The 26,866-nt window shown below is 44.3% G+C and carries 31 protein-coding genes; all 31 read left to right on the top strand.

Annotated elements, in window-relative coordinates:
• Positions 1-68 precede the first annotated feature (68 nt).
• Entirely contained in the window at positions 69-1,040 is a 972-nt protein-coding gene (locus DP120_RS05765) for a YpdA family putative bacillithiol disulfide reductase (RefSeq protein ID WP_112222709.1), read from the top strand.
• 64 nt (positions 1,041-1,104) lie between these two features.
• Positions 1,105-2,073 carry an asparaginase gene (locus tag DP120_RS05760; protein ID WP_112222708.1) on the top strand — a complete coding sequence of 323 codons (969 nt, stop codon included), beginning with the start codon at positions 1,105-1,107 and terminating at the stop codon, positions 2,071-2,073.
• Between the two features lie 83 nt (positions 2,074-2,156).
• Positions 2,157-2,837: a glutamic-type intramembrane protease PrsW gene (gene prsW / locus DP120_RS05755; protein ID WP_112222707.1), complete on the top strand. Its 681-nt coding sequence runs from the start codon at positions 2,157-2,159 to the stop codon at positions 2,835-2,837.
• A gap of 323 nt (positions 2,838-3,160) precedes the next feature.
• The gene (gene cmk / locus DP120_RS05750; protein ID WP_112222706.1) at positions 3,161-3,835 is read left to right on the top strand and encodes a (d)CMP kinase; all 675 of its coding nucleotides are present in this window, start codon (positions 3,161-3,163) and stop codon (positions 3,833-3,835) included.
• A gap of 1 nt (position 3,836) precedes the next feature.
• The gene (locus DP120_RS05745; protein WP_112222705.1) at positions 3,837-4,424 is read left to right on the top strand and encodes a lysophospholipid acyltransferase family protein; all 588 of its coding nucleotides are present in this window, start codon (positions 3,837-3,839) and stop codon (positions 4,422-4,424) included.
• A 72-nt stretch (positions 4,425-4,496) separates the two neighbouring features.
• Entirely contained in the window at positions 4,497-5,642 is a 1,146-nt protein-coding gene (rpsA, locus tag DP120_RS05740) for a 30S ribosomal protein S1 (RefSeq protein ID WP_112222704.1), read from the top strand.
• Positions 5,643-6,698: a type 2 isopentenyl-diphosphate Delta-isomerase gene (fni, locus tag DP120_RS05735; protein WP_112222703.1), complete on the top strand. Its 1,056-nt coding sequence runs from the start codon at positions 5,643-5,645 to the stop codon at positions 6,696-6,698.
• 93 nt (positions 6,699-6,791) lie between these two features.
• Positions 6,792-8,102, top strand: a complete 1,311-nt coding sequence (der, locus tag DP120_RS05730; protein ID WP_112222702.1) for a ribosome biogenesis GTPase Der — start codon at positions 6,792-6,794, stop codon at positions 8,100-8,102.
• Between the two features lie 24 nt (positions 8,103-8,126).
• The gene (locus DP120_RS05725) at positions 8,127-9,146 is read left to right on the top strand and encodes an NAD(P)H-dependent glycerol-3-phosphate dehydrogenase (protein WP_112222701.1); all 1,020 of its coding nucleotides are present in this window, start codon (positions 8,127-8,129) and stop codon (positions 9,144-9,146) included.
• Positions 9,147-9,295: 149 nt separating this feature from the next.
• Positions 9,296-9,499: a DUF2768 domain-containing protein gene (locus DP120_RS05720; protein WP_112222700.1), complete on the top strand. Its 204-nt coding sequence runs from the start codon at positions 9,296-9,298 to the stop codon at positions 9,497-9,499.
• Between the two features lie 10 nt (positions 9,500-9,509).
• Positions 9,510-10,220, top strand: coding sequence for a hypothetical protein (locus tag DP120_RS05715; protein WP_112222699.1), 711 nt, complete (start codon positions 9,510-9,512; stop codon positions 10,218-10,220).
• Positions 10,221-10,395: 175 nt separating this feature from the next.
• Complete coding sequence (locus DP120_RS05710; RefSeq protein ID WP_084245500.1) at positions 10,396-10,668, top strand: HU family DNA-binding protein; 273 nt, start codon at positions 10,396-10,398, stop codon at positions 10,666-10,668.
• Between the two features lie 891 nt (positions 10,669-11,559).
• Positions 11,560-12,144 carry a GTP cyclohydrolase I FolE gene (gene folE / locus DP120_RS05700; protein WP_276310396.1) on the top strand — a complete coding sequence of 195 codons (585 nt, stop codon included), beginning with the start codon at positions 11,560-11,562 and terminating at the stop codon, positions 12,142-12,144.
• A 23-nt stretch (positions 12,145-12,167) separates the two neighbouring features.
• Entirely contained in the window at positions 12,168-12,389 is a 222-nt protein-coding gene (mtrB, locus tag DP120_RS05695; protein ID WP_112222697.1) for a trp RNA-binding attenuation protein MtrB, read from the top strand.
• 89 nt (positions 12,390-12,478) lie between these two features.
• The gene (locus DP120_RS05690; RefSeq protein ID WP_112222696.1) at positions 12,479-13,255 is read left to right on the top strand and encodes a heptaprenyl diphosphate synthase component 1; all 777 of its coding nucleotides are present in this window, start codon (positions 12,479-12,481) and stop codon (positions 13,253-13,255) included.
• A 5-nt stretch (positions 13,256-13,260) separates the two neighbouring features.
• A complete protein-coding gene (locus tag DP120_RS05685) occupies positions 13,261-13,965 on the top strand; it encodes a demethylmenaquinone methyltransferase (protein WP_112222695.1) in 705 nt (234 codons plus the stop codon).
• A gap of 17 nt (positions 13,966-13,982) precedes the next feature.
• Complete coding sequence (hepT, locus tag DP120_RS05680) at positions 13,983-14,957, top strand: heptaprenyl diphosphate synthase component II (protein WP_112222694.1); 975 nt, start codon at positions 13,983-13,985, stop codon at positions 14,955-14,957.
• A gap of 87 nt (positions 14,958-15,044) precedes the next feature.
• A complete protein-coding gene (gene ndk, locus DP120_RS05675; protein ID WP_084245512.1) occupies positions 15,045-15,491 on the top strand; it encodes a nucleoside-diphosphate kinase in 447 nt (148 codons plus the stop codon).
• 381 nt (positions 15,492-15,872) lie between these two features.
• Positions 15,873-17,045, top strand: a complete 1,173-nt coding sequence (gene aroC / locus DP120_RS05670; RefSeq protein WP_112222693.1) for a chorismate synthase — start codon at positions 15,873-15,875, stop codon at positions 17,043-17,045.
• 4 nt (positions 17,046-17,049) lie between these two features.
• Complete coding sequence (gene aroB, locus DP120_RS05665) at positions 17,050-18,129, top strand: 3-dehydroquinate synthase (protein WP_112222692.1); 1,080 nt, start codon at positions 17,050-17,052, stop codon at positions 18,127-18,129.
• Positions 18,129-18,512, top strand: a complete 384-nt coding sequence (gene aroH / locus DP120_RS05660; RefSeq protein ID WP_112223255.1) for a chorismate mutase — start codon at positions 18,129-18,131, stop codon at positions 18,510-18,512. Before aroB ends, aroH begins: the two co-directional genes overlap by 1 nt.
• Entirely contained in the window at positions 18,509-19,597 is a 1,089-nt protein-coding gene (locus DP120_RS05655) for a prephenate dehydrogenase (protein WP_233785872.1), read from the top strand. The genes aroH and DP120_RS05655 overlap by 4 nt, the downstream gene beginning before the upstream one ends.
• 12 nt (positions 19,598-19,609) lie before the next feature.
• Entirely contained in the window at positions 19,610-20,896 is a 1,287-nt protein-coding gene (aroA, locus tag DP120_RS05650; protein ID WP_112222690.1) for a 3-phosphoshikimate 1-carboxyvinyltransferase, read from the top strand.
• A gap of 84 nt (positions 20,897-20,980) precedes the next feature.
• The gene (locus tag DP120_RS05645) at positions 20,981-22,234 is read left to right on the top strand and encodes a tetratricopeptide repeat protein (RefSeq protein WP_112222689.1); all 1,254 of its coding nucleotides are present in this window, start codon (positions 20,981-20,983) and stop codon (positions 22,232-22,234) included.
• A gap of 13 nt (positions 22,235-22,247) precedes the next feature.
• A complete protein-coding gene (locus DP120_RS05640; protein ID WP_112222688.1) occupies positions 22,248-22,811 on the top strand; it encodes a ReoY family proteolytic degradation factor in 564 nt (187 codons plus the stop codon).
• A 5-nt stretch (positions 22,812-22,816) separates the two neighbouring features.
• A complete protein-coding gene (locus DP120_RS05635; protein WP_112222687.1) occupies positions 22,817-23,260 on the top strand; it encodes a YpiF family protein in 444 nt (147 codons plus the stop codon).
• A gap of 148 nt (positions 23,261-23,408) precedes the next feature.
• The gene (locus tag DP120_RS05630; RefSeq protein WP_112222686.1) at positions 23,409-23,912 is read left to right on the top strand and encodes a Rieske (2Fe-2S) protein; all 504 of its coding nucleotides are present in this window, start codon (positions 23,409-23,411) and stop codon (positions 23,910-23,912) included.
• Positions 23,913-23,933: 21 nt separating this feature from the next.
• Entirely contained in the window at positions 23,934-24,608 is a 675-nt protein-coding gene (qcrB, locus tag DP120_RS05625) for a menaquinol-cytochrome c reductase cytochrome b subunit (protein ID WP_112222685.1), read from the top strand.
• Positions 24,609-24,646: 38 nt separating this feature from the next.
• Positions 24,647-25,429 (top strand): menaquinol-cytochrome c reductase cytochrome b/c subunit, encoded by a 783-nt coding sequence (locus tag DP120_RS05620; protein ID WP_112222684.1) that lies wholly within the window; start codon positions 24,647-24,649, stop codon positions 25,427-25,429.
• Between the two features lie 61 nt (positions 25,430-25,490).
• On the top strand, positions 25,491-26,114 hold the full coding sequence (lhaT, locus tag DP120_RS05615; RefSeq protein WP_112222683.1) for a lipoprotein heptaprenylglyceryl N-acetyltransferase LhaT: 624 nt from the start codon (positions 25,491-25,493) through the stop codon (positions 26,112-26,114).
• 41 nt (positions 26,115-26,155) lie between these two features.
• Positions 26,156-26,839 (top strand): zinc metallopeptidase, encoded by a 684-nt coding sequence (locus DP120_RS05610; RefSeq protein WP_112222681.1) that lies wholly within the window; start codon positions 26,156-26,158, stop codon positions 26,837-26,839.
• Positions 26,840-26,866 lie beyond the last annotated feature (27 nt).

Below are 26,866 nucleotides of genomic sequence, written 5' to 3'. Positions count from 1 at the left end.
TGGCAATGTACAACAAAATCTTCTATGCTTAAATGGAAGAGAAATGTAACAGGCAGGAGTTGGCTTTTATGGAACAAACAGATGTAATAATCATAGGCGGCGGTCCTTGTGGCTTATCTGCCGCTATTGAAATACAAAATACAGGGTTGAAGGTTATCGTCATTGAAAAAGGGAACGTCGTCAATGCCATCTATAAATATCCGACACATCAAACTTTTTTCAGCTCGAGCGAACGTTTATCGATTGGCGGCATCCCGTTTATAACAGAAGAAAGAAAGCCAAGAAGAAATCAGGCACTTGTTTATTACCGAAATGTGGTAACGATGGCAGGATTGGACGTAAGACCTTATGAAACGGCTTTATCTGTTGAAAAGGATGAAGAATTTATCGTCCACACGACAAAAGGTGTTTACCGCTCTAAATACCTGGTGGCTGCTACAGGTTATTACGACCAACCTAATGTGCTGGATGTCGAAGGAGCGGGTCTCCCAAAAGTCATGCATTATTTTAAAGAAGGGCATCCTTATTTCAATCAGGATGTACTGGTGATCGGCGGCAAAAACTCTGCGGTCGATGCTGCTTTGGAGTTGCATAAAGCTGGCAGCAGGGTCACCGTTTCCTATCACGGAACCAGTTATTCAAAAAGCATCAAACCGTGGATACTGCCGGAATTTGACGGATTGGTCCGAAAAGGTGAAATCCGCATGCTGTTTGACTCCATGGTTGACCGGATTACAGGAAGTACAGTTGAACTTACAGTGGACGACAGAAAAGAATATATAGAAAATGATTTTGTGTTTGCTATGATCGGCTATCATCCAAACCATGAATTTCTGGAAGGGATGGGAATTGTAATAGACCCTGCAACCGGCAGGCCGGAATTTGATGAAATCACAATGGAAACCGGAGTGGAGGGCCTGTTCATAGCAGGTGTCATAGCTGCCGGCAACAACGCCAATGAAATCTTCATTGAAAATGGCCGTTTCCACGGTGAGCAGATTGCAGCAGTAATTCAAGCGCGGGGAGCTAAAAAACAATAACGAAATTCATTTATGAAGATTATATAGAAGAATGCAACAAGAGCATCGGAAGGGGTTTTAGTATATGAAAAAGAAAGTATCTTTGATCACAACAGGAGGAACTATTGCTTCACGTGAAATATCAAAGGGTTTATTGAAGTCAGGGGTAATTTCGGGTCAGGAACTGGCAGAATTATGCCAGCTTCCGATTGACATTGAAGTCAACGTAATTGATATATTCCAATTGCCGAGCATGCATATCGGCTTTGAACAAATGCTTGAAATCCAAAAAGCTGTAGAAAAAGAATTTCAGGACGAAGCAGTTAATGGCGTTGTAGTAACCCATGGAACGGATACACTGGAAGAAACCGCTTTTTTCCTTGATTTGACGATTAACGACAGCCGTCCAGTGGTGATTACTGGTTCGCAACGTGCTCCGGAAGAAGTCGGCACGGATGTTTATTCGAATCTGCGCAATTCAATAAATGCTGCCGTGGACAAAACTTTGCATGATGTGGGTGCTGTGGTTGTTTTCAACGAACGGATCTATTCAGCTAAATATGTGAAAAAAGTGCATTCGAGCAATCTGCAGGGATTTGATTCTTTTGGACATGGTTATTTGGGCATTATCGACAACGACAAAGTACGGGTATATCAGAAGCCGATCTATCGTGAGGTACATAATGTTATCGACAGCATACCAAGAGTGGATATAGTGAAATGCCATTCGGGGCAAGATGGTTACATAATCGACATGCTGGTCAAAGGAGGATCAAAAGGGATTGTCCTCGAGGCGGCTGGACGCGGGCAAGTTTCTCCTTATATGGTTGATTCCATCGGAAAAGCAGTGGAGCAGGGGGTTTATGTAGTGCTTACTACAAGCGCTGAAGAGGGCAATGTTTATCCTTCCTACGGTTACCCGGGGAGTGCACATGATCTCCTTGCAAATGGTGTGTTTCTGGGCAGTGATTATGACAGTAAAAAAGCGCGGATCAAACTCGCAGTGGTATTGTCTTCTGCAGGAAACATCGATAAACAGACGTTTGCTATTTAAAACTGCTTCGATTTCAAAAACTGGCTAAAAATTCCCAATATATCGTGATATACTGAAATTACTATGAGCAAAGGAGCATCACGATGATTATTTTATTAACTGTAGCGATAGCTCCTAGCCTGGCATTATTCAGTTATTTTTATTTGCGGGACCAGTTTTCACAGGAGCCTTCCAAATTGCTGTTTCAAAGTTTCGTATACGGAGCTGTACTGACATTCCCAATCTTGTTTTTGCAATATGTCTTTAAAGAAGAACAGGTGTTTAACAATCTGCTGGCGACCAATATCCTGTTTCCCAGTTTAATAGAAGAATTTTTTAAATGGCTGGTTTTGCTGATTGCCATTTTCAGGCACGTGGATTTTGAAGATCCGTATGACGGGATTTTATATGGGGCGAGTGTTTCGCTGGGATTCGCAACAGTGGAAAATATTTTGTATCTTCTTGAATTCGGTACAGATATTGCCTTTATCAGGGCATTGCTACCGGTATCCAGCCATGCTTTGTTTGGTGTAGTCATGGGTTATTATTTTGGAAAAGCCAAGTTCTCTCAAGATGGAGTCGAGCACAAATGGCTTTTCCTGGCGCTATTCACGCCATTCATGCTGCATTTCCTTTACAATGCGAGTCTCAGCTTCAACAATAATCTTTTGGCGGGAGCCGCGCCGTTTATGCTGTTTTTATGGTGGTTCGGTCTACGAAAAGTAAAGCAGGCCCATTTAATGTCATTAAGCCACTATCATCAGCGGAATTCCAAAATGCCTTGAATCCCCGGATTAACTTTAAGCCTGGAGGTTCCAGGCTTTTTCTGTGCAGTGAAAACGTCTTTGTCAGCGGGCACTTCGGGTTTGACCTTCATGGCAAAAACCGCCATGCCGATCAAACCCTCCAGCGCTTGTCGGAACTGAACGGGCACTGTCGCTTTTCTATTGTCCAGACTCCAGCGGCCCAGCTCTTCGGGTCATAAGCCAGCCCAGCTGCGTGACTAATCGCCACTTCGCTGTTCTGTCTTATGCCTTTCAGAGCTAAGCGGGCGCTGTCGCTTTTCTTGTGTTAAAATAACTTGAATACATACGATGAGGTGACTTTTTTGACGAAATCCATTCAAATAGCGCTCGATGGTCCTGCTGCTGCAGGCAAGAGCACAATTGCGAAAATAGTAGCAGAAAAATTAGGTTATGTTTATATCGATACAGGTGCAATGTATCGGGCAATTACTTTAAAAGCTATCAGAGAAGGCATTAATTTAAAAGATGGAGAAGAGGCAGGCCGCTTGCTGACTGATACTCGGATTGACCTGCAACCTTCCGAAGATGGGCAGTTGGTCTTTTTGGACGGTAAAGATGTTACTGAAGATATCCGGTCACAGAATGTAACGAATTCCGTCTCCCAAATGGCATCCCATGAATCCGTGCGGAAACAAATGGTGAAGTTACAGCAAATTCTGGCTTCCGGCAGAGGTGTAGTAATGGATGGGCGAGACATCGGCACACAGGTATTGCCGAATGCCGAACTTAAAGTTTTCATGTCTGCAACCGTTGAAGAACGCGCCAGCCGCCGATATGAGGAAAATAAAAAAAGAGGGATCGATACACCTCTTGATGATCTTCAAAAGGAAATTGCGGCACGGGACAAGATGGACAGTGAACGGGAAGTTTCCCCGCTTCGCCAGGCTCAGGATGCGTTATATCTTGATACAACGAAATTAACAATTGATGAAGCTGCATCCGAGATTTTAAAATTAGCGGAAGAAAGGTTGAATTGATGTGAATTTATATACATTCGGCAAAGCATTGGTCAAAACCGCTTTAACCCCACTTTATCGTTTTGAAGTGACGGGCACAGAGAAATTTCCGGATCAAGGAGGCATTTTACTGTGCGCTAACCATATTCATGCCCTGGATCCGCCAGTTGTCGGAATGACATCCCCCCGCACTGTCCATTTCATGGCGAAGGAAGAGTTATTTAAAGTGCCGGTTCTCGGGCGTATCCTTCCTCAGGTCAATGCATTTCCAGTGAAACGCGGGATGAGCGACAGGGAAGCTTTGCGCAGTGCGTTAAAACTATTGAAAAATGGCGAAGTAGTCGGATTGTTTCCTGAAGGGACACGATCTACCGATGGAGTCTTGAAAAAAGGATTGAGCGGTGCAGGGTTTTTCGCTCTAAGGGGCAATGCAGACGTGATGCCTTGCGCGATAATCGGACCATATAAACCTTTTCGCAAAGTGAAAGTGGTCTATGGTGAGCCTGTTCTTATGGAGCCATACCGTGAACGCAAAGCCTCTGTAGAAGAAGTGACAGCAGTGATCATGGCGAGCATCCAGAAGCTTCTTGACGAAAACTCGGAAAAATAAGGGATAATTTTTGTTTTTATTAGAGAATTCGAATAAAATAGAAGTTGGATAGTTTGTGAAGGAGGGCTACTTATGTCTGAGGAAATGAACATGATGGAAAACAGTGAGTTACAAATTGGAGATCACGTAAAAGGTACAGTTGCTAAAATCGAAGAGAAAGCAGTAACAGTTACAATCGAAGGTGCTCCATTTGATGGGGTTATTCCAATCAGTGAGTTATCAAGCCTCCATATTGAAAAAGCATCAGATTCAGTTCAAGTTGGGGATATACTTGATCTGGTGATTACCAAGGTGGAAGACGAGAACTTTGTTTTATCCAAACGAAAAGTGGATGCCGAACAAGCATGGGATAAATTAGAAGAAAAATTCAATTCCGGTGAAATTATCGAAGCGGAAGTAAAAGATGTGGTGAAAGGCGGCCTTGTGGTTGACCTTGGAGTCCGCGGATTTGTTCCGGCTTCGCTGGTGGAAGATTATTTTGTGGAATCATTCGAAGATTATAAAGGCAGAGTAATGACTTTTAAAATAGTTGAAATGGAAAAAGAAAATAATCGTCTGATTCTCTCTCACCGTGCAGTGGTTGAGAAAGAAAAAGAATCACACAAAGTGGAAGTGATGGAAAATATCCATCCTGGCGATGTCATTGAAGGAAAAGTACAGCGAATAGCCTCTTTCGGTGCGTTTGTTGATATCGGTGGAGTGGACGGCCTTGTCCATATTTCCCAGCTTTCCCATGAGCATATCGATCAAGTGTCGGATGCAGTGACAGAAGGGCAGGAAGTAAAAGTCAAAGTCCTTTCAGTAGACCGTGACGCTGAACGCATTTCACTTTCCATCAAAGATACTTTGCCTGGGCCTTGGGATTCTATTGAAGAAAAAGCACCTAAAGGATCTGTTCATACCGGAAAAGTGAAACGCCTTGTAAGTTATGGTGCGTTTGTTGAAGTGCTGCCAGGGGTAGAAGGTCTTGTGCACATTTCACAGATTGCCCATAAACACATTGCGACACCTAATGAAGTGATCAGTGAAGGTGACGAAGTTCAAGTGAAAGTTCTTGATGTGAATAAAGAAGATAAACGCCTGTCATTGAGCATCAAAGAACTTCAGGAAAAAGAAAGCGAACAGGATTTTTCTGATTACGATATGCCGGAAGAATCCAGCGGCTTCTCCATCAGTGATGTCATCGGCGATAAATTGAAAGGATTCAAATCCGAGTAAATGTCGAGAGCACAGCGTAAGATGGATCATATCAATTATGCTTTGACTACCGGCCAGGGAGCCGGAACAATGTTTGAGGACATTCGTTTTGTGCATCAGGCATTGCCTGGTCTTGGAGTAGGGGATATCGATTTGCGTCCTAAAACAGGTGATTTGAACTTAAAATCACCTGTTTTTATTAATGCTATGACAGGCGGCGGCGGAGATCAGACAGAAAAACTGAATGGAATGCTTGCCCGTGCGGCAAAAGAAACCGGAATGGCCATGGCAGTGGGATCACAGATGTCAGCCATTAAGGATCCTTCTGAAAGAGCGTCATTCAAAGTGGTTCGAAAAGAGAACCCGGACGGCATCATATTCTCGAATCTCGGAAGCGAAGCAAGCCTTGAACAGGCTAAGGAAGCCGTGGAGATTATTGAAGCAGATGCCCTGCAAATTCATTTGAACGTGGTACAGGAGCTGACGATGCCGGAAGGTGACCGTGACTTTAAAGGGGCTTTGGAAAGAATTCAGCATATATCCGAATCTCTCCATGTACCTGTGATTGTTAAGGAAACGGGATTCGGCATCTCATATGAAACAGCCATGAAATTGGCTGGCACAAAGGTAGCAGCTATAGATGTGAGCGGCTACGGCGGCACAAATTTCGCTAAAATTGAAAATGAGCGCCGTGCGAAAAAGCTGGATTATTTCCAGGACTGGGGCATTCCGACCGCCGCTGCCATTATTGAAGTCAAAAAAGCGTTCGATGGGACCGTTTTGGCTTCAGGCGGCATCAAAAATGCCCAGGATATAATCAAGTCATTTTTGCTTGGAGCAGATGCAGCCGGTCTTGCAGGATCGTTTTTGAAACTGGCAGTTGATGAAGGCGAATCGAAGCTGATTGAAAGCGTCTTTGAATTGCATGAGGATCTTGCAATGATGATGACGGCACTTGGGGCGAGTACAATTAGGGGTATTCAGGATTGCCCGGCTATCATTACGGGGAATTTAGCAAATTACCTTCTTGCCCGGGGCTTTGATCCGGCTGCTTTTGCCCATCCTGTGAAAAACTGAATATTGCACCTTCAGAGAGGATGGACATTTACAGGATGCCATCCTCTTTTTCGTGTATAATAGGTATATTAGAAGTGGAAGGATGAAATTATTATGTCAAAACCGGTAGTAGCAATAGTCGGCCGGCCGAACGTAGGTAAGTCTACGATTTTTAATCGTATAGTGGGAGAACGTGTTTCAATCGTGGAAGATATTCCAGGAGTGACGCGTGATCGTATTTACAGTTCTGCAGATTGGCTGACACATGAATTCAATATAATCGATACAGGCGGAATCGACCTGAGGGACGAACCGTTTCTGGAACAAATTCGACAGCAGGCAGAGATTGCCATGGACGAAGCTGACGTCATCATTTTCCTTGTCAACGGCAGGGACGGAGTAACTGTTCAGGACGAGCAAGTTGCAAAAATTCTTTTCCGGGCGAAAAAACCTGTCATTTTGGCAGTTAATAAAATCGATAACCCTGATATGAAAACGATGATATATGATTTCTATACATTGGGTATGGGAGAGCCTTACGCAATTTCAGGCTCTCACGGTCTTGGTCTTGGAGATTTATTGGATGAAGTCGCCAAGCATTTCCCGAAAGAAGATGAAGGAGATTATCCTGATGACGTTATTAAGTTTTCATTAATCGGACGTCCGAATGTCGGTAAATCATCTCTGGTCAATTCTTTCCTTGGGGAAGAGCGTGTAATTGTCAGTGAAGTGGCAGGTACAACGAGAGATGCTGTGGATACTCAATATGAATATGAAGACCAACCCTATGTAATCATTGATACAGCAGGTATGCGCAAAAAAGGCAAGGTATATGAGACTACTGAAAAATACAGTGTACTCCGTGCTTTGCGTGCCATTGAACGATCAGATGTTGTTCTGGTGGTTCTGAATGCTGAAGAAGGTATTCAGGAACAGGATAAAAAGATTGCAGGGTATGCCCACGAAGCAGGGAAAGCTGTAATCATAGTTGTGAACAAATGGGATGCCATTGAAAAAGACGAAAAAACGATGAATGTCATGACACGGAAAATCCGGGAACATTTCCTTTTCCTTGATTATGCGCCAATTATGTTTGTATCAGCTATAAGCGGCAAGCGTGTGCACAGCATTCTCGAAACCATCAATAAAGTGAATGAAAACCATTCACGCCGCATTCAATCAAGCATTCTGAACGAAGTTATTGCTGATGCAGTGGCGATGAATCCGGCGCCATCAGATAAAGGGCAAAGATTGCGTTTGTATTACGTGACACAAGTGGCAGTCCAGCCGCCTACTTTTGTCGTTTTTGTCAATGAGCCGGAGTTGATGCATTTCAGTTATATTAGATTTCTTCAGAACAGGATACGGGAAAGTTTCGATTTCGAAGGTACACCCCTCCGTCTTATTACCCGTGCCCGCACTTAATAGGATAAAGGTGGTTAGTTAGATATGGAGAAAATTACCGTATACGGAGCTGGGAGCTGGGGAACTGCTCTCGGTTATGTTCTTGCACAAAACGGCCATGATATTTTGCTATGGTCACACCGCGCAGAACAGGCAGAAGAAATTAACCGGCATTCAAATGAACGTTATTTGAAAGGCATAAAGCTGCCTGAAAGCCTGAAAGCGACAAGCAGTATGGAAGAAGCTGTCCGGCATGCTGATGTTCACGTGCTGGCGGTTCCGACAAAAGCAATGCGCGATGTTTCAGCAGAAATTGCAGCTTTACTCGACAAGCCTTCACTGTTTGTCCATGTTTCAAAAGGCATAGAACCGGATAGCCAAAAACGGGTCAGTGAACTTATCCGTGAAGAAATACCAGAAAAATGGATCAAGGATCTGGTTGTCTTGTCCGGTCCAAGCCATGCCGAAGAAGTGGTTCTGGAGCATCCAACAACTGTGACAGCGGCTTGTGAAAATACACATTCCGCTGAACGGGTACAGGATATGTTCATGAACCATTATTTCCGTGTTTATACGAATACGGATGTCATCGGAGTGGAAATTGGTGGAGCATTGAAAAACATCATCGCCCTGGCCGTCGGCATCACCGACGGGCTTGGTCTTGGTGATAATGCCAAAGCAGCCATTATGACTCGGGGACTGGCAGAAATAGCTCGTCTTGGAGTGAAAATGGGAGCAACGCCGTTAACGTTCTCCGGATTGACTGGAGTCGGAGATCTGATTGTAACTTGTACAAGCCAGCATTCAAGGAATTGGCGGGCAGGAAATATGCTCGGCAAAGGAAAATCCCTGGAGGAAGTCCTGGCAGAAATGGGAATGGTAGTCGAAGGAATTCGCACAACAAAAGCTGCACATCAAATGGCGAAAAGATATGAAGTGCCAATGCCGATTACCGAAGCTCTTTACAGTGTGCTGTTCGAAAATGTTCCAACCGATGAAGCGGCAGGGCATTTAATGGGCAGAATGAAGAAAAATGAAATGGAAGATTTAATTGATTTGCTTTAAAATCCGGATAAAAGAAGTGGCGCAAATGCGTCACTTCTTTTTTTGCCCACAAAGCGGCAAAATGTCTTGTGACCGTCAAATTCTCTACGGGCAACAAGGCCTGTCTTATGCTATACTATGGACTGAAACTGAACGAGAGGCGGCTGTTTATGAGTTCATTGGACAAAATGTGGGTATCATTTGCCGGTATTGCTTTTTTGATTATCTCAATGGGATTGATTTACTTAAGCAGATACAAATTAAAAAATGGCATCATTAAATTTATTTTTGCCCTAGTTGCATATATACTGCTGATACTTGGATTCTTCATCATGGTTTTCACGGTATTCAGCGGACCAACCGGCGGCGCATGAGGTGAAAAATATGAAAAAAACATTTCTTTTTACACTGCTTCTTTCCGTTGCATTCCTATTGAGTGCATGTATGTTTCCGGAAAGTGAGCTTGCAGAAAATCAGATTCCTTACGAAGACCAATTGATTTCTGTGCAGAATGCAGTAAACCAGTACCGGGACGCGAGCGGTGGATTACTGCCGATTAAAACCCGTGATATGGATGTGGACCAATTCATCAAATATCCGATCGATTTTTCAAAAATCGTTCCTGATTATATGGCAGAAGTTCCTACTAATGCCTTTGAAACAGGAGGAATCTTTCAATATGTCCTGACGGATGTTGAAGAAAACCCGACTGTAAAATTAGTGGATCTGCGCATTGCGGAAGCGATCCGTTCTGTTAATATCCGGAAAAGCGCAAATGGCGGACAAGCTCCAATCTCGGAAACCATTGCAGATAATGTCTATAAATTCAATTACGAAGCGATGGGATTCGATGAAGAACCGACTGTCACGAGTCCATACAGCGGAAGAAACCTTCCGCTGGTAGTTACTGGCCGTGGAGAAGTATATGTCGATTATTCCATGGATTTGTATTCTGCACTGCAGGAATATGATGGTGAATTGGAAGAAGGACAGGATATACGTTTTCTACTGTATGAAGATAACCCTGTTGTGCCTGCATATTCTCTTCCATACACTATTGATGAGAACCGGGAACCTATTTTTTTGAATGAATAAAGAATGTTGTTTTAACGGGGTTTTTGATAGAAAACCCTTCTTTTTAGAATATTTTGCCAGTATTTGGCCTGAAACTGCTGAAACCGCGGCATTAGTGGTTGCTATGCGTTTTTCGTTGTGATACTCTTTTTACAGGATTGATGGTAAACATCCCCTTTGAGAGGAGGTGAATAGCATGAACAAGACAGAATTAGTGAACTCTGTTGCTGAATCAGCTGAGCTTTCTCGTAAAGATGCAGCTAAAGCAGTAGACGCAGCTTTTGAAGCAATTCAAGGTGCATTAACTAAAGGTGATAAAGTACAGTTGATCGGTTTCGGTAACTTTGAGGTACGCGAACGCGCAGCCCGTAAAGGACGCAACCCACAAACTGGTGCTGAAATCGAAATCGCTGCTAGCAAAGTCCCTGCATTTAAGCCAGGTAAAGCGCTTAAAGACGCAGTGAAATAAGCTACAGTGCTGTACATAGAATGGCTCCGGCGGAATGCAGATTCCGCAGGGGCCATTCTTTTTTCATCCTTCGCTTGTCGGAGCTGAGCGGCCGTTTCCGCTTTTCTTGGTGTCCAGACTCCTGTGGCCCAGCTCTTCGGATCATAAGCCAGCCTAGCTCTGCGGCAAAGAACGCCGCTCCGTTATTCTGTCTTATGCCTTTCAGAGCTAAACGGGCACAGTCGCATTTCCTATTGTCCAGACTCCAACGGCCAACTCCTCGAGTCGTAAGCCACTTTGGCTGTGCGGCTAGAAAGATGCCGCTTCGCCAAATCGTGAAAAACTTACTGCTCCTGCATCGCTGCGCTAGCTTCGTCGCAAAGAGATGTCCCAAATTACATTTGTTCCATCTCTTGCTTGTCGGAGCTGAGCGGCCGTTTCCGCTTTTCTTACTGTCCAGACTCCTGTGGCCCAGCTCTTCGGATCATAAGCCAGCCTAGCTGCGCGGCCGAGGCCACTACGCTATTCTGTCTTATGTCTTTCAGAGCTAAACGGGCACAGTCGCATTTCTTAGTGTCCAGACTCCAGCGGCCCAGCTCTTCGGGTCATAAGTCAATCTAGCTATGCGGCAAAGACCGCCGCTTCGCTAGCTCGCCTTATGCCTTTCAGAGCTTAACGGGCGCTGTCGCTTTTCTTTCAATCACCAGTTTTGCGAAACACCCGCTATTATGCTAAGATTCTTATGCTAAGATGGTTGCAGGGTTAACTTTCGCAGTTCCTTCACCATTTTCTGGTAATTGAAATCCAGGAATTAGATATGATATTTAAATGTCCAAAAAGTTAATCTAGATGAATAGGAATTACATACAACATAGAATGTATATGAATTCGTCTTTTACAGGAGGAACCATTGTGACCGATACGGAATTACAAAACGTTGATCTTGAAAAAATTGAAAAGGCTGTCTCGATGATTTTGGAAGCGGTGGGTGAAGACATTTCACGTGAAGGCTTGCTTGATACACCAAAGCGTGTAGCAAAAATGTATGCAGAAGTATTTTCAGGCCTAAAAGAAGATCCCAAGGAATATTTCAAGACCGTATTCCACGAAGGCCATGAAGAATTGGTTCTGGTAAAGGATATTCCGTTTTATTCAATGTGCGAGCATCATTTGGTGCCGTTCTTTGGAAAAGCGCATATTGCATACATCCCGCGGGATGGAGTCGTTACAGGGTTAAGCAAGTTGGCTCGGGCAGTGGAAACTGTAGCAAAGCGTCCGCAGCTTCAGGAGCGCATTACATCCACTATCGCTGATTCAATGATGGAAACCCTTAATCCCCATGGTGTATTTGTAATGGTTGAAGCTGAACATATGTGTATGACGATGCGCGGTGTCAAGAAACCTGGTGCTACAACTGTAACTGCAGTAGCCCGAGGAATACTTGAGACAGATGCCATCAAACGTTCGGAAGTCATTACTTATATCAATAAAAATTAAAAATATGGAAAGCAGGCGGAATTATGGCACAAACTGAATATATTGTGATTAGGGCTCAGGAAGATGGCGTAAATGTCATTGGATTGACTCGGGGCAATGATACTAAATTCCACCATACTGAAAAGTTGGATAAAGGCGAAGTGATGATCGCCCAGTTTACTGAGCATACATCTGCAATGAAAATACGCGGCAAAGCGGAAATACATTCAGCCCACGGCGTGGTCGAAAGTGAACCCAAGAAATAGGTCCAAATGGATGAAGCCTTAAGCTATGCTGTGTTATACTTATTGTAGAACTTATGTAGAATTGCTAAATCACGAATGGAGCACGCAGTATGAATGACCTTCAAATACATTCAAAAATCACCTCAATGGAAATCGATGTCCTGCAGGCTTTGCATCAGCGGACACTTGAGAAATATACAGCCGGCCCATCAATTGACCGGGCGCGTTTGTTCTTTTTGCTATTGCCTTTTTTTGATGGAAAACAATGGTCGGACGACATGGAAGATTCTGCGAAAACAGTGGCCATCGTCTACGCTGCACTACATGCCCATGATCAGGTCGAAGAAGATTCCCCAATCAGCAAAAGCCAGCAGTTGACGGTTTTGGCAGGGGACTTCTACAGTGGAATCTATTATCAGATGCTAAGCAATTCGAACAATATAAAATTGATTCAGTTATTGGCCAGCGGCATAATAGGGGTCAGTGAGAAGAAGGCATCTCTCTATGAAAAAACAATTATGCCTGTCGCTGGAATTGAATCGGCTGCCGAAGTTATTGAAACGGAATTATTGAAAGTGTTCTACGATTATTATGGTTGCTCTCAATATTCAGCTATTGCAAAACCGGCTTTGGAATATGTTTATTTCTCGAATCAATTGGATTCTTTCCGCAACGGCGTAGAAACCAAGATTCTGCGCAAATTAAATCTTGCGCTGCCGCTGCCCCTATACTCGGAGCGCTGGCTTCTTGATAAATTGGATTCACTGCACAGCGAATTGACAAAAGTATTGGATGTCCATCCTATGGATTTCAATCTGAAAAATTTTATGCTCCATCAAATCACTCCGCATCAGCATTTAGCTGAACAGCTTACCCGAGAAGGATGACTGAGATGCCAAAAACGAAAGAACAGCGTGTACATGAAGTATTTGAAAAAATATCCGAGAATTATGATCAGATGAATTCGGTCATCAGTTTTCAGCAACACAATAAATGGCGTAAAGATACAATGCACAAAATGCAGGTGTCCCCAGGTTCATCAGCGATTGATGTGTGCTGTGGAACTGCAGACTGGACAATCGCCCTGGCTGAAGCAGCCGGAAAAAATGGGCGTGTTGTTGGCCTCGACTTCAGTCAGAATATGCTGAATGTAGGTATTGAAAAAACAAATCATTTGCCGCAGGTTGAGCTCGTGCAGGGCAATGCGATGTCTTTGCCGTATCCGGATAACACATTCGACTTTGCAACTATAGGTTTTGGTTTGCGGAATGTGCCTGACTATGAACAGGTGTTGTCTGAAATGCATAGAGTACTTAAACCCGGCGGCATGATTGCCTGTCTTGAAACTTCACAGCCGGAAAGCCTTTTTTTTAAACCGTTTTTCCGCTTTTATTTCCGCTTTATCATGCCTGTATTCGGCAAGCTTTTCGCTAAAAGCTATAAAGAATATTCATGGCTTCAGGAATCAGCAAAAGGTTTTCCTGGTATGAAGCAATTGGCAAAGCTGTTTGTTCAAGTAGGTTTCGAAAAGGTGAAATACAAGCCTTATACCGGTGGCGCAGCAGCCCTGCATATGGGCATCAAAAAAGTAAAATAGCGGGAGAAGGTTTTTAAGTGGAAAAGGTGAAGTTGAAATTGCTCTATTCCGAACTTAGACCGGAATTGGACAAGATCGAAAAAGAATTAGAAGTTGCTGTGGGTTCCAATTCACTCCTCCTAAATGAAGCTTCCTTACACTTATTGCAGGCCGGAGGAAAGAGAATCCGACCTGTTTTTGTTTTGCTTGCAGGCAAATTCGGCGATTATAATGTCGATGTGATGAAGCAGGTGGCAGTGCCGCTTGAGTTAATCCATATGGCTTCGCTCGTCCATGATGACGTCATTGACGATTCGGAAATGAGACGGGGACAGACCACTGTCAAAGCACAGTGGAACAATAGTGTAGCGATGTATACAGGAGATTTCATATTGGCTCGCGCACTTGAATATATAACTGTGATAGAAGATCCTAAAATACACGATATTCTTTCCAAGACAATGATTGAAGTTTGCCGGGGAGAAATTATTCAAATCGAGGATAAATATAAATTGGATCAAACGGTACGGGATTATCTGCGCCGCATTAAACGTAAAACCGCATTATTGATATCCTCAAGCTGTGAACTTGGAGCGACTGTTTCCGGGACAGATGCAGAAACTGCCGCACGGTTGCGCAGATTCGGCTATTTCATCGGTATGTCTTTCCAAATCACTGATGATATCCTTGATTTTACATCGTCGGATGAAGAATTGGGAAAACCTGCAGGAAGCGATTTTATCCAAGGAAATATAACACTTCCTGTTCTTTTTGCACGGAAGGACCCCTTAATCTACGGTAGATTAAAAGAAGCTGTCGGCAAAGACATGACAGACAGTGAACGCAAGGAAATCGTGGAATTGATACGCACCAGCCCGGCATTGGAGGAAGCTAAATCCCTTAGCGACCAGTATCTTAACAAAGCACTGAAAGAACTTATGCTGCTCCCGAAAGGCAACGCCAATAAAACAATGAGAAATATTGCGTTGTTTATTGGAAAAAGAAAGTTTTAGACTGGGAGTTGACAATCCGCTTCATAATGATAGTATTTTTTAAGGTGGGCAACTTATGTCCGAGCTTTTAATAGAGGAGTGTTAATTATGGAAAAAACGTTTTTAATGGTAAAACCTGATGGTGTGCAACGCAATGTAATCGGCGAGATCGTAGCTCGTTTCGAGAAAAAAGGCTATAACTTGGCGGGTGCTAAATTGATGCAGATTCCAACTGAATTGGCTGAAGAGCATTACGGCGAACACAAAGAACGCCCTTTCTTCGGTGAATTGGTTGAATTCATCACTTCAGGCCCTGTATTCGCAATGGTTTGGGAAGGCGAAAACGTTATTTTGACTGCACGTCAAATGATGGGCGCTACAAACCCTAAAGATGCAGCTCCAGGAACAATCCGCGGCGACTTCGCAGTTACTGTCGGAAAAAACATGATCCACGGATCGGATTCTGCTGAAAGTGCAGAGCGTGAAATCGGTTTGTTCTTCAAAGAAGAAGAATTGGTATCATACGAAAAAACAATGAGCAGCTGGGTAAACTAATCCGGATGACTGAGACAGCCAAGAGTTGGCCGAAGGAAGTTCGGCCGACTCTTTGCGACGAAGCTAGCGCAGCGATGCAGGAGCATGGCCTTTGACCGCCATGGCAATGAACAGTTGCCGCGGCGGCATAACCAACATCCTGTGGGCCCCAAATCAGAGCGGCTATGCAGAATAATTGCTGCTTTAACTTATTAGTTCAACTTATATAATTATTTTAAAAGAGGCGGCCATTGCTGTCTCTTTTTCATTTCCGATAATTTCCAGTGTGACATAAAGTGTTGCTATAGTTCACTTTCTTGGCAATTTCATATAGAATTGATGAAATATTATGTGTTATAGTGATACATAAATACTTTAGTGCGTTGAAGGGGGAAAGCGTTTATGCGTTATTTGACAGCAGGAGAATCACATGGACCGCAATTGACTGCAATAATTGAAGGGTTGCCGGCTCAACTGCCGCTGACGGCAGAAATGATCAATAAAGAACTTAAAAGAAGACAGGGCGGACACGGTCGCGGCAGAAGAATGCAGATAGAGACTGATACAGTAGAGATTGTTTCAGGAGTTCGGCATGGGAAAACGCTTGGTTCTCCGGTTGCCCTGGTGGTTAAAAATGATGACTGGAAGCATTGGACGAATGTGATGGGCATTGAACCCATTGAGGAAACGGATGAAGTCAAACGGCAGATTTCCCGTCCGAGACCTGGACATGCTGATTTAAACGGGGGTATGAAATATGGCCATCGTGATTTGCGGAACGTGCTGGAACGCTCTTCTGCAAGAGAAACGACTGTACGAGTTGCAGTAGGTGCCGTGGCAAAACAATTGTTAGCTCAGTTGGGCATTGAAATGGTGTCACATGTAACTGAAATCGGGGGCATCAAAGTAAGTCCTGAAAGCTATACCGGCAAATCAGTGGCTGAAATCAGGGAAGCTGTTGAAAAAGATGCGGTTTATTGTGCAGACCCATCAGTGACTCAACAGATGACCGATTTAATAGATGAAACGAAAAAAAATGGTGATTCCATCGGCGGAACAGTTGAAGTGATTGTGGAAGGCATGCCAGCCGGTATTGGAAGCTATGTCCATTACGATCGTAAGCTGGATGCTAAAATTGCAGCTTCTGTCATGAGTATCAATGCATTCAAGGGAGTCGAATTCGGTTTGGGATTTGAAATGGCGCGTAAACCGGGAAGCCAGGTCCACGATGAAATATTATGGAATGAAGCTGAAGGCTATACACGCAAAACAAATAACCTGGGTGGTTTTGAAGGTGGTATGACGACCGGGATGCCGATAGTCGTCCGCGGGGTAATGAAACCGATCCCTACATTATACAAGCCGCTTCAAAGCGTCGATATTGAAACGAAGGAACCTTTCCAGGCCAGTATTGAGCGTTCTGACAGTTGCGCTGTCCCTGCAGCTTCCATAGTGGCGGAACATGTGGTGGCCTGGGAAGTGGCAAACGCATTGCTTGAACAATTCGATGCCGACCAATTGCCGAGGCTGCAGGCAAATATCGCCGATTATCTGACATATACAAAGGAGTACTGATTCTATGACTATGCTGACTGTAGAAGCAGCTAATCCTTATAAAGTCCATATAGGCCATGGTGCTTTAAATGCATTTGATGAAAGCTACCGGGAACTGTTTGCCGGTGCAGACAAAATTGCAATCATCGCAGATGCACAAGTGGCCGCGCTTCACCTCGACCACCTAAAAGCAAGTCTGGATTTTGCAGATAAATTGGCCGTCAAAGAAATACCGGCAGGGGAACAATCAAAATCCATGGAAACTTTTATGGAATGCCAAAGTTTTTTATTGGAAAATGATTTTTCCAGAAAGTCGCTGGTGCTGGCTTTTGGTGGAGGGGCCACAGGAGACGTCGTTGGTTTCGTCGCCTCTACTTTTATGAGAGGGATATCTTACATCCAAATTCCGACTACCATTTTGGCGCATGACAGCGCTGTAGGTGGAAAAACGGCAATCAATCATGCTTTAGGCAAAAATATGATCGGTACATTTCATCAGCCTGCCGCTGTAATCTATGACACATATTTTCTGGAAACATTGCCTGACAAGGAAATTCGGTCAGGAATGGCGGAAGTCATAAAACACGCTTTTATTTCAAATGAAAACTGGCTGCTGGAGTTGCTGGCAGTTAAAAACCTCCCGGAGATGAGCAAAGAGCAACTGGCTGTGAATTTGGAGCGGGGGATTGCTGTCAAAGCGGCCATTGTCGAAGAAGATGAATTTGAAAGCGGTGTAAGAAAATTTCTGAATTTCGGACATACGCTGGCGCATGCAATCGAAGCATTGTCGGGTTATGGGAAAATCACTCATGGCGAGGCAGTCGCAATCGGCATGGCATATGCACTGGAATTGTCAGGGCATAAAAAATTGCCTGAATTTCTTGAGTGGTGCCTTTTCAACGGTTACCCACTTGAAATAATCGAAAATTTTAGTTTTGAGAAGTTGGCTGGAATCATGAAAAAAGATAAGAAGTCATCCGGAGGTTTATTGAACTTCGTGCTGCTGAAAGAAACGGGCCGCCCTTTTATGGCGACAATCGATGAAAAAGAGGCAGAAAAAGCCTACGACGCATTACGTTCAAAGATAGGAGAGATGCATATATGATGATGCGAGGCATCCGGGGGGCAATTACTGTTTCTGCCGACCGTCCGGAAGAAATCCTGACTGAAACAAGAAAACTTGTGCTTGAAATGGCTGAACAGAACCGCGTTGATCCGGAACACGTGGCTTCAGTGGTGATATCTACCACTACCGATATCTCTTCTGCATTTCCAGCAAAAGCTGTTCGGACAATTGAAAACTGGACATACGTCCCTGTCATGTGTACCCATGAAATGGACGTTCCAGGCAGTATGCCATTGTGCATACGTGTCATGATGCACGTCAATACAGCAGTGGGCCAAAAAGATATTCACCATATTTACATGAATGATGCAGTGAAATTGCGGCCGGATCTGTTAAAAGACAGCAAGGTGGAAGAACGGTGAAAAAGAACATTCTTGTTATCGGACTGGGTTTGATCGGCGGTTCATTGGCAAAAGCCTTGATGAGACATGGCGATGCGGTAATATTCGGATATGATGCGGATGCATTAACTGTCCGTAAGGCATATAAAATGGGGATTATCCATCATGCAGCATTATCTCTTGAGGAAGCTGCGGCCGAAGCGGATTTCATCATTTTGGCGACTCCCGTCGGCGCTGCAAAAAAATTACTTCAACAAAGCCAGTACTGGAAGTTAAAGGATGACGTGATTATCAGTGACACCGGAAGCACCAAAATGGAAATAATGGAAGCTGCGGCTAATTTAAAGTACATTTTTATCGGTGGGCACCCCATGGCCGGTTCACATAAAAGTGGAGTGGAAGCAGCAAAAGAAGTTCTTTTTGAGAATGCTTTTTATATTTTGACTCCAGGGCGATTGGCTGGTGATGCGCATATCGAGAAGATGAAAGAGCTTCTTTCTGTAACAAAAGCGAAAATTCAGGTGCTGACAGCAAAAGAGCATGACCATATGACGTCGATTGTCAGCCATTTTCCACATCTTATTGCTGCCTCGCTCGTCCATCAGCTCGACAGGGAACAGGAATATCCCTTTACAAAGCAACTTGCAGCAGGAGGTTTCCGCGATATAACCCGTATCGCCTCTTCGGATCCGACCATGTGGAGGGACATCACTACACAAAATAATGGAATGATCACAGCCCAATTGAAGTTATGGATAGAGGAAATGACAAAATTAAAAAATCTTCTGGAAGTAAACGAAGAAGAACCGATTCGCCAGTATTTCGAAAAAGCTAAATCTGTACGGGATCAATTGCCGATAGCCGGGCATGGGGCCATGTATTCCATATTCGATCTTTATGTCGATATTCCGGATGTTCCGGGAATCATTTCCGAGTTGACCGGATATCTTGCAGAAGCGCAGATCAGCATCGTTAACCTGCGAATATTGGAAACCCGGGAAGACGTGTTCGGGATACTGGTAATCAGTTTTCAGACAGCTGAGGATCGGGAAAAGGCGAAGCAATGCATTACAGAGCGAACTGTATACGATGTTTATATTTCCTGAGGGGAGGAACGTATGTTGCCGACGAAATTAAATTATGAAAAACCTTCTTTGAACGGCACTATTCAGGTGCCTGGTGATAAATCGATTTCCCACCGTTCCATCATGTTCGGTGCTATAGCTTCAGGAAAGACAACAGTGGAAGGCTTTTTACTTGGTGCTGATTGCCTGAGCACTATCAGCTGTTTCCGGAAGCTTGGAGTAGAAATCGAATTGGATGGCAATCAGGTGACGATAAACAGCAAAGGAATCGATGGATGGACAGAACCGGATGCGGTTTTGGATACCGGAAATTCTGGAACCACCACGCGCCTGATGCTCGGGCTGTTGGCGGGTACCTCTTTCCATTCAGTTGCAGCTGGCGATGATTCCATTGCCAAGCGTCCGATGAAAAGGATTGTCGATCCGCTTCGATTGATGGGAGCGGATATTCGAGGGCGTACGGGTGGCCAGTTCACACCTTTGGCCATTCAAGGAACCCGTTTGGCCGGGATTAATTATACGCTGCCGGTTGCCAGTGCCCAGGTGAAATCGGCCATTTTACTGGCAGCTTTAAATGCAGACGGCAAAACGGTTATCGAAGAACCGGTTGCGACAAGAGACCACACGGAAATTATGCTGCGCCATTTTGGTGTGGATATCAAAAGGAATGATAACATTATCGAAATGGCAGGGGGACAAACCCTGTCAGCTCGCCACGTTAAAGTTCCAGGAGATATTTCTTCCGCTGCATTCTTCATAGCTGCAGCGCTTGTTACAGAAAGAAGTGAGATTCGTCTGGAGAACGTCGGGACAAATCCTACAAGAACAGGCATTCTTGATGTGATTGCCCAAATGGGAGCAGATTATGAAATCCAAGAAAATGAAACAGCGGGAGAACGATCCGCTGATTTACTGATCCGTTCTTCGCGGTTAAAGGGAATTGAAATCGGCGGCTCATTGATTCCAAGGCTGATAGATGAAATTCCGATTATCGCTTTGATTGCCACTCAATGCCAAGGCACCACGGTTATAAAAGATGCTGAAGAGCTGCGTGTTAAAGAAACTGACAGAATTACTGCCGTGGTCGATGAGTTATCCAAAATGGGAGCTGACATCACAGCTACTGAGGATGGCATGGTTATTAATGGCCCAACTCCGCTAAGTGGCGCAGATATGAAAACATACGGCGACCATAGGCTGGGAATGATGGCAGCCATTGCTTCGCTGGCAGCCGACGGATCGGTATCAATTGATGATCCCGATTGTATAGCAGTGTCTTATCCAGGCTTTTTTGAACATCTGAATAATCTGATTGTCTGACTCTCCTTCGGGGGAGTTTTTATTATGCTAAAAACAGTGTATCGTGTAGGATGGAAGTAGGAAATTGAAAGAATAGGTGATTGTATGGCGACTGTAGAAGAGATTCAAAAAGCTGTAGAGCTGGGGGATATGGGCAAGGTTAATTCATTGCTGGATTCCTATTTACTGGATGGCGATCCTGACGAACAGTATGGATTGTCTGAATGGCTTGGAGAAATAGGGTTTGTGGAAGAAGCCATTAAAGTACTGGAGCATCTTGAATATATCTTTCCGGAAGAAAGCCAGTTGAAAATTGACAGGGCGAATCTGCTGATTGAGGCAGATCGGGAAGATGAAGCTTTAAACCTTTTGATGGAAATTCTGAAGGATGATGAATATTATACTCAAGCACTCGTGACGCTTGCAGATTTGTTTCAGTTGCAGGGTTTGATGGAAGCGGCTGAAAATCGGCTGAACGAAGCCATTGGCTTATTGCCTGATGAACCGCTTCTTATGCAGGCGAAAGCGGAATTGCTGCTGGATTCCGGAAGATATCTGGAATCTGCTAAAATATACCAGGACTTGAAATCTGCGGGTGTTGTAATTGAAGGCGTTCATATATCGGAGCGTCTGGCAGAAGTTTATAGTGCAGGTGCCGCATATGAAGAGGCGCTCCCATATTACGAAGAGGCGCTTGAGGAACAAGTGCAGCCGGATGTCCTTTTTGGAGCTGCTGTTGCTGCATTTCAGACACAGCAATATGACAGAGCTGTGCAGCGGCTGGATGAATTAATCGTTCTGGATCCTGATTATTTTTCAGCTTACTTATTGAAGGCGCAGAGCCTCAATATGGCTGAGGACTATAAAGCAGCCTATGCTGCAATAAAAGAAGGCTTGAAAAGAGACGAATTTGACAAGGAACTATATCTCTTTGCCGGCAAACTGGCGATGAAGCTGGGGAATACAGAAGAAGGCGTCGAGAATCTCAGGCAGGCGGTTGCACTTGACCCCGAATATATGGAAGCGATATTTGCTCTTGTGTCTTATTTCAACTCGATAGAAATGGATGAAGAAGTACTGGAACTGGTGGAGGCGGCTGTGGCAAGCGGAGACGACTGGGCAGGGCTGTATCCGATGGTAGCGGAAGCTTATGAACGCACCGAACAGTTTGAAAAGGCTGCGGTATATTTCGACATGGCTTATCCGGCATTTCGTGAAGATCCAGATTTTCTTGGGAAATATGTTCGCTTCCTTGTTGAAGAAGGAAAAAGAGACCGGGCTCTTGAAATATTGAAAGAGCTTCAGGTTCTGGAACCTGACAACCAAGAATGGCTGGATATGCAGCAATCTTTTGAATGAAAGGGGAGTTATCATGACGGCTTCAATCTCGGTTGGAGATAAAAAGCAGTTTGTGCGATGGTTTCTTCAATCATATAAGATGAAACGCAGGGAATGCATTTGGATTTTAAATTACATGCTCAGCAATGATGAATTGCTTGAAAAGACACATTTTGTGGAAGACGCGCATTATTGTCCTCGTGCAATGGTCATGTCATCGACAGAATCGAAAGAATTGCCGTTTCGTTTCTATAAAGGCAATTTAATGACTGCTGATGCCGAAAAGTCTTTTCATGATTTGCGGCTGAATCCTGAACAGGATCTATATTTGCAATTAAACTTTCCGAACCGCCCACCGACGCCGCTCTATTTATCGGTGCTGGAAGAAAATCCTTATATTCCTCTGGATGAAACGATCAATGCACAGGACCGCGAGCTGGCAGAAGAAATACTAGCGGACAGCTTGTCATCCTTCCAGGAGGAATCGATTCTTAAACAGATTGACGAAGCACTTGATGCCAATGACAAAGAGAAATTCTTTGAACTGTCATCCTTGCTGCATAATATAAAAGCGATCAAGAAAATGAAAGGTGAGTAGATTTCATGCATTTTATCGGCAAAGATATGGACCAGTATTTAAGCCAGAAAGATTATGTGGATACTGCTGTAGTGCCGTTGCTCCAATTGGATTTGAGCGAGGCTGGATTAAAATCGAGCGCAGGTGCATCAGAATATCTTCAATCACTCACTGCACTTCTGGAAAAGCAATTCAAGGGTCGCATTCTTTTGTTCCCGCCATTGGCTTATACAAAAAGCGCCGACAGGTCGAGGCTCTCGAAAGAGATTTCCGATGAAATGGAAAAAGCCGGCTTCAAACATGTTTTCTATATGACCACGGATGCTGAGTGGCGTTCGGTCGAAGAGATGAAGAATGTGCTGTGGCTGCCCGCTATTCCAACTGAACATATGGATAAGAATTTCAAGCAATCGGTTATGGAAGACCAGCTGCGGCAAGTGCTTCCACTGTTTTTGAAAGAATGGTCATAAGCTTCATGAAATGTTCACAAACTGTGATTTAGCTTCACAGCATTATTGACCTGCACTTTCGATTGATATATCATTAGGTTGTCCTAGTAATTATATTTGAATGAGTATGTCCATTGGACTGACCTTGAATGTTAGAGGGGGGAAAAGGATGAGTAACAATCGTGTATCACGACGTCAATTTTTAGGCTACACATTAACAGGTGTCGGCGGATTCATGGCAGCAGGAATGCTAATGCCGATGGTGCGATTTGCGGTTGACCCGGTTCTTCAGCAGAAGGATGGAGGCGACTTCGTATTGACAGACCAACGAGCGGAAGATATCACTGAAGAACCAGTGCGTGTCGACTTTTCATTTGAACAAACGGATGCATGGTATGTATCGGAAGTAACGAATTCCGCTTGGGTATACAAAGAAGGCGATAAATTAATCGCACTTTCACCAGTCTGCAAACATTTGGGATGTACAGTCAACTGGGCCGGCGATCCGGAACAGCCAACACAATTTTTCTGCCCGTGCCACGCTGGACGTTATGAAAAAAACGGACAGAATATCGCAGGTACACCACCGCTTGGACCGCTCGATGAGTATGAAGTTCAAGAACAAGATGGCTATGTAGCCATCGGAGCAGTAAGACTAAACACATTAGTTTAATAGTTAGGGGGTACGACACCAGTGCTAAACAAGTTATATGATTGGGTTGATGAGCGTCTGGACATTACGCCGATCTGGCGTGATATCGCGGACCATGAAGTACCGGAACACGTAAACCCCGCACACCACTTTTCAGCATTCGTTTATTGTTTTGGGGGATTGACGTTCTTCATCACGGTAATTCAGATTTTATCCGGTATGTTCTTAACTATGTACTACGTACCAGATATCGAGAATGCCTGGCAGTCGGTTTATTATCTCCAGAATGAAGTAGCATTCGGAGAAATCGTGCGCGGTATGCACCACTGGGGAGCTTCTCTAGTAGTAGTAATGATTTTCCTTCATACGCTTCGCGTATTCTTCACAGGTTCATATAAAAAACCACGTGAATTGAACTGGGTTGTCGGCGTTTTGCTTTTCGGTGTTATTCTTGGATTGAGTTTCACAGGATATCTTCTTCCATGGGATATGAAAGCATTGTTTGCAACTAAAGTTGGTATCGAAATCGCTGCGTCTGTTCCATTGGTCGGCGGTATGATCAAAACATTGCTTGCCGGGGATGCAACGATTCTTGGTGCACAAACCTTGACCCGATTCTTCGCTATTCATGTATTCTTCTTGCCTGCTGCTTTGCTTGGGTTGCTTGCGGCGCATTTCATCATGATTCGGAGACAGGGTATTTCAGGCCCGCTGTAAGCAGTGCGGCTTAATGGATTTTTAAAGGAGGGGACACTATGCATCGCGGAAAAGGGATGAAATTTGTAGGGGATTCGCGCGTACCAGGTATGGAACATCGCAAACCGAATATCCCTAAGGATTATTCCGAATACCCTGGCAAGACAGAAGCTTTCTGGCCAAACTTCCTTTTGAAAGAATGGATGATTGGGGCAGTCTTCTTGATTGGTTATCTGCTTTTGACTATCGCTCACCCGTCACCTCTCGAAGGTCAGGCGGATCCGACTGATACGGCATATATTCCATTGCCAGACTGGTATTTCTTATTCTTATATCAATTACTTAAATACGAATTTGCTTCAGGCCCATTCAATATTGTAGGTGCCATCATTATTCCTGGTCTTGCTTTCGGGGCTTTGGCTTTGGCTCCATTCTTGGATCGCGGTCCGGAAAGACGCCCTTCAAAACGGCCACTTCCAACAGGATTCATGCTTCTTGCAATCGCTTCAATCATCTTCCTGACTTGGGAATCAGTAGCTAACCATGACTGGGAAGCAGCTGAGGCTCAAGGACAAATTACGGAAGAAGTTGAAATCGATACAACTGATCCTGGATATGAAATCTATGCCGGTTCCGCTTGTATCAGTTGTCATGGCGATAATCTGGAAGGAGCTGTCGGACCTACATTAGTAGGTACTGGCCTTACTCCGGAGGAGATTGCTGAGATTGCTGTCAACGGTATCGAAGAAGGCGGAGCTATGATAATGCCGCCATCTTGGGATGGTACAGAAGAAGACCTGCAAGTTATGGCTGAGTTTATCTCGGGCTTGGAAGCAGAATAACATACTAGAAAAAGAGCCGGGAAACCGGCTCTTTTTTGCTATCTTGAAAGGAAGAAGTTAAATGCTTTCCTTTGTAAACAAAATTTCTGCCTGGCTGATGTTCAAGCCATTTCTTCTCTTATTGTTTATTATAAATCTTGCCGGAACCATTTACGGCTACATATGGTATGGCTGGCAATTGGCCATAACAGAACCCAAATATCTCATATTCGTACCGGACAGCCCTACTGCAAGCCTTTTTTTCACGATTGTATTAGGTCTTTGGCTGATTGGAAAACGAAGCAGTCTGATCGAAGCGCTCGCTTTCATTACCTTGATCAAATACGGTTTATGGGCTGTGGTGATGAATCTTCTTACTTTATGGCAGACCGGAGACATCGGCTGGCTCGGGTGGATGCTGGTGTTTTCCCATTTTGCAATGGCGTTGCAGGCAGTTCTTTATATCGACCATTACCGCTTCGGCTGGTTCGCAGCAGCACTGGCAGCGGTCTGGACGCTGCATAATGATGTTATCGATTACGTCTTTGGCCAGATGCCGATTTATAGCAGTTTAGCAGAGTATAGCGACCAGATTGGGTACTTTACTTTCTGGCTGTCAATTGCCTGCATATCATTTGCTTTATTCGTTGCATGGCTTAATAAACCCGCGGCGTTTCAGTTGACCAACACTGACCAAACCAAGTAAAATAAGGGTAACAGATAGTAAAGAAAGGGTGTTAATTCATCATGGGCTTAGGTTCATATCTCATCTATTTTGCAGTCCTGTTAATCCTGCCTTTATGGGCTCAATTTAAATTGAAGAAAACGTATGGCAAATATTCAAAAGTGCGTTCGACCTCCGGACATACCGGAGAACAAGTTGCCCGAATGATATTGGATCAAAATGGCCTTTACGATGTTAAAGTGATTGAAAGCCGGGGTATGTTAAGTGACCACTACAACCCGATGAAAAAAACTGTCGCGCTTTCAAGTCATAATTTCCATGAAGCTTCTGTAGCGGGTACAGCAGTAGCGGCTCACGAAGTAGGGCATGCAATACAGGATGCGGAAGATTATTCTTTCCTGCGTCTGCGCCATCGCTTGGTTCCGCTAGTAAATATTTCATCCAATATGTCATGGGTGTTCATTATGATCGGTTTCTTTGCACAACTCAGTGGAGCTTTGCTGATTGGTATTGTCCTTCTGGCAATGGGTGTTATTTTCCAGATCATCACATTACCGGTGGAATTCAATGCTTCCAACCGGGCAATGGACCAATTGCTGTCAGCTAATATTATCCGCAACGAAGAAGAGCCACATGCGAAAAAAGTATTGAACGCTGCAGCGATGACTTATGTAGCTGCTACAGCGGTTGCTGTGTTGGAACTTGCTCGCCTGTTGCTGATCTATACAAGCATGAATCGTTCATAAGATATTAAAAACCGTCCCGATGATATT

Origin of the sequence: Planococcus halotolerans, from assembly GCF_003289955.1 — a bacterium.
Taxonomy (GTDB): domain Bacteria; phylum Bacillota; class Bacilli; order Bacillales_A; family Planococcaceae; genus Planococcus; species Planococcus halotolerans.
The sequence above is the reverse complement of the archived record's forward strand: the minus strand, read 5'-3'. Positions and strand labels throughout refer to the sequence as shown.

Coding starts and splice junctions, on each gene's coding strand:
- DP120_RS05725 (WP_112222701.1), top strand. CDS start 8,127: ATGGAGAAAATTACCGTATACGGAGCTGGGAGCTGGGGAACTGCTCTC.
- DP120_RS05720 (WP_112222700.1), top strand. CDS start 9,296: ATGAGTTCATTGGACAAAATGTGGGTATCATTTGCCGGTATTGCTTTT.
- DP120_RS05635 (WP_112222687.1), top strand. CDS start 22,817: ATGCATTTTATCGGCAAAGATATGGACCAGTATTTAAGCCAGAAAGAT.
- fni (WP_112222703.1), top strand. CDS start 5,643: ATGTCGAGAGCACAGCGTAAGATGGATCATATCAATTATGCTTTGACT.
- DP120_RS05640 (WP_112222688.1), top strand. CDS start 22,248: ATGACGGCTTCAATCTCGGTTGGAGATAAAAAGCAGTTTGTGCGATGG.
- DP120_RS05645 (WP_112222689.1), top strand. CDS start 20,981: ATGGCGACTGTAGAAGAGATTCAAAAAGCTGTAGAGCTGGGGGATATG.
- DP120_RS05760 (WP_112222708.1), top strand. CDS start 1,105: ATGAAAAAGAAAGTATCTTTGATCACAACAGGAGGAACTATTGCTTCA.
- aroC (WP_112222693.1), top strand. CDS start 15,873: ATGCGTTATTTGACAGCAGGAGAATCACATGGACCGCAATTGACTGCA.
- DP120_RS05765 (WP_112222709.1), top strand. CDS start 69: ATGGAACAAACAGATGTAATAATCATAGGCGGCGGTCCTTGTGGCTTA.
- DP120_RS05690 (WP_112222696.1), top strand. CDS start 12,479: ATGAATGACCTTCAAATACATTCAAAAATCACCTCAATGGAAATCGAT.
- lhaT (WP_112222683.1), top strand. CDS start 25,491: ATGCTTTCCTTTGTAAACAAAATTTCTGCCTGGCTGATGTTCAAGCCA.
- aroH (WP_112223255.1), top strand. CDS start 18,129: ATGATGCGAGGCATCCGGGGGGCAATTACTGTTTCTGCCGACCGTCCG.
- prsW (WP_112222707.1), top strand. CDS start 2,157: ATGATTATTTTATTAACTGTAGCGATAGCTCCTAGCCTGGCATTATTC.
- mtrB (WP_112222697.1), top strand. CDS start 12,168: ATGGCACAAACTGAATATATTGTGATTAGGGCTCAGGAAGATGGCGTA.
- der (WP_112222702.1), top strand. CDS start 6,792: ATGTCAAAACCGGTAGTAGCAATAGTCGGCCGGCCGAACGTAGGTAAG.
- DP120_RS05715 (WP_112222699.1), top strand. CDS start 9,510: ATGAAAAAAACATTTCTTTTTACACTGCTTCTTTCCGTTGCATTCCTA.
- DP120_RS05685 (WP_112222695.1), top strand. CDS start 13,261: ATGCCAAAAACGAAAGAACAGCGTGTACATGAAGTATTTGAAAAAATA.
- ndk (WP_084245512.1), top strand. CDS start 15,045: ATGGAAAAAACGTTTTTAATGGTAAAACCTGATGGTGTGCAACGCAAT.
- DP120_RS05620 (WP_112222684.1), top strand. CDS start 24,647: ATGCATCGCGGAAAAGGGATGAAATTTGTAGGGGATTCGCGCGTACCA.
- rpsA (WP_112222704.1), top strand. CDS start 4,497: ATGTCTGAGGAAATGAACATGATGGAAAACAGTGAGTTACAAATTGGA.
- DP120_RS05710 (WP_084245500.1), top strand. CDS start 10,396: ATGAACAAGACAGAATTAGTGAACTCTGTTGCTGAATCAGCTGAGCTT.
- DP120_RS05610 (WP_112222681.1), top strand. CDS start 26,156: ATGGGCTTAGGTTCATATCTCATCTATTTTGCAGTCCTGTTAATCCTG.
- DP120_RS05630 (WP_112222686.1), top strand. CDS start 23,409: ATGAGTAACAATCGTGTATCACGACGTCAATTTTTAGGCTACACATTA.
- aroB (WP_112222692.1), top strand. CDS start 17,050: ATGACTATGCTGACTGTAGAAGCAGCTAATCCTTATAAAGTCCATATA.
- aroA (WP_112222690.1), top strand. CDS start 19,610: ATGTTGCCGACGAAATTAAATTATGAAAAACCTTCTTTGAACGGCACT.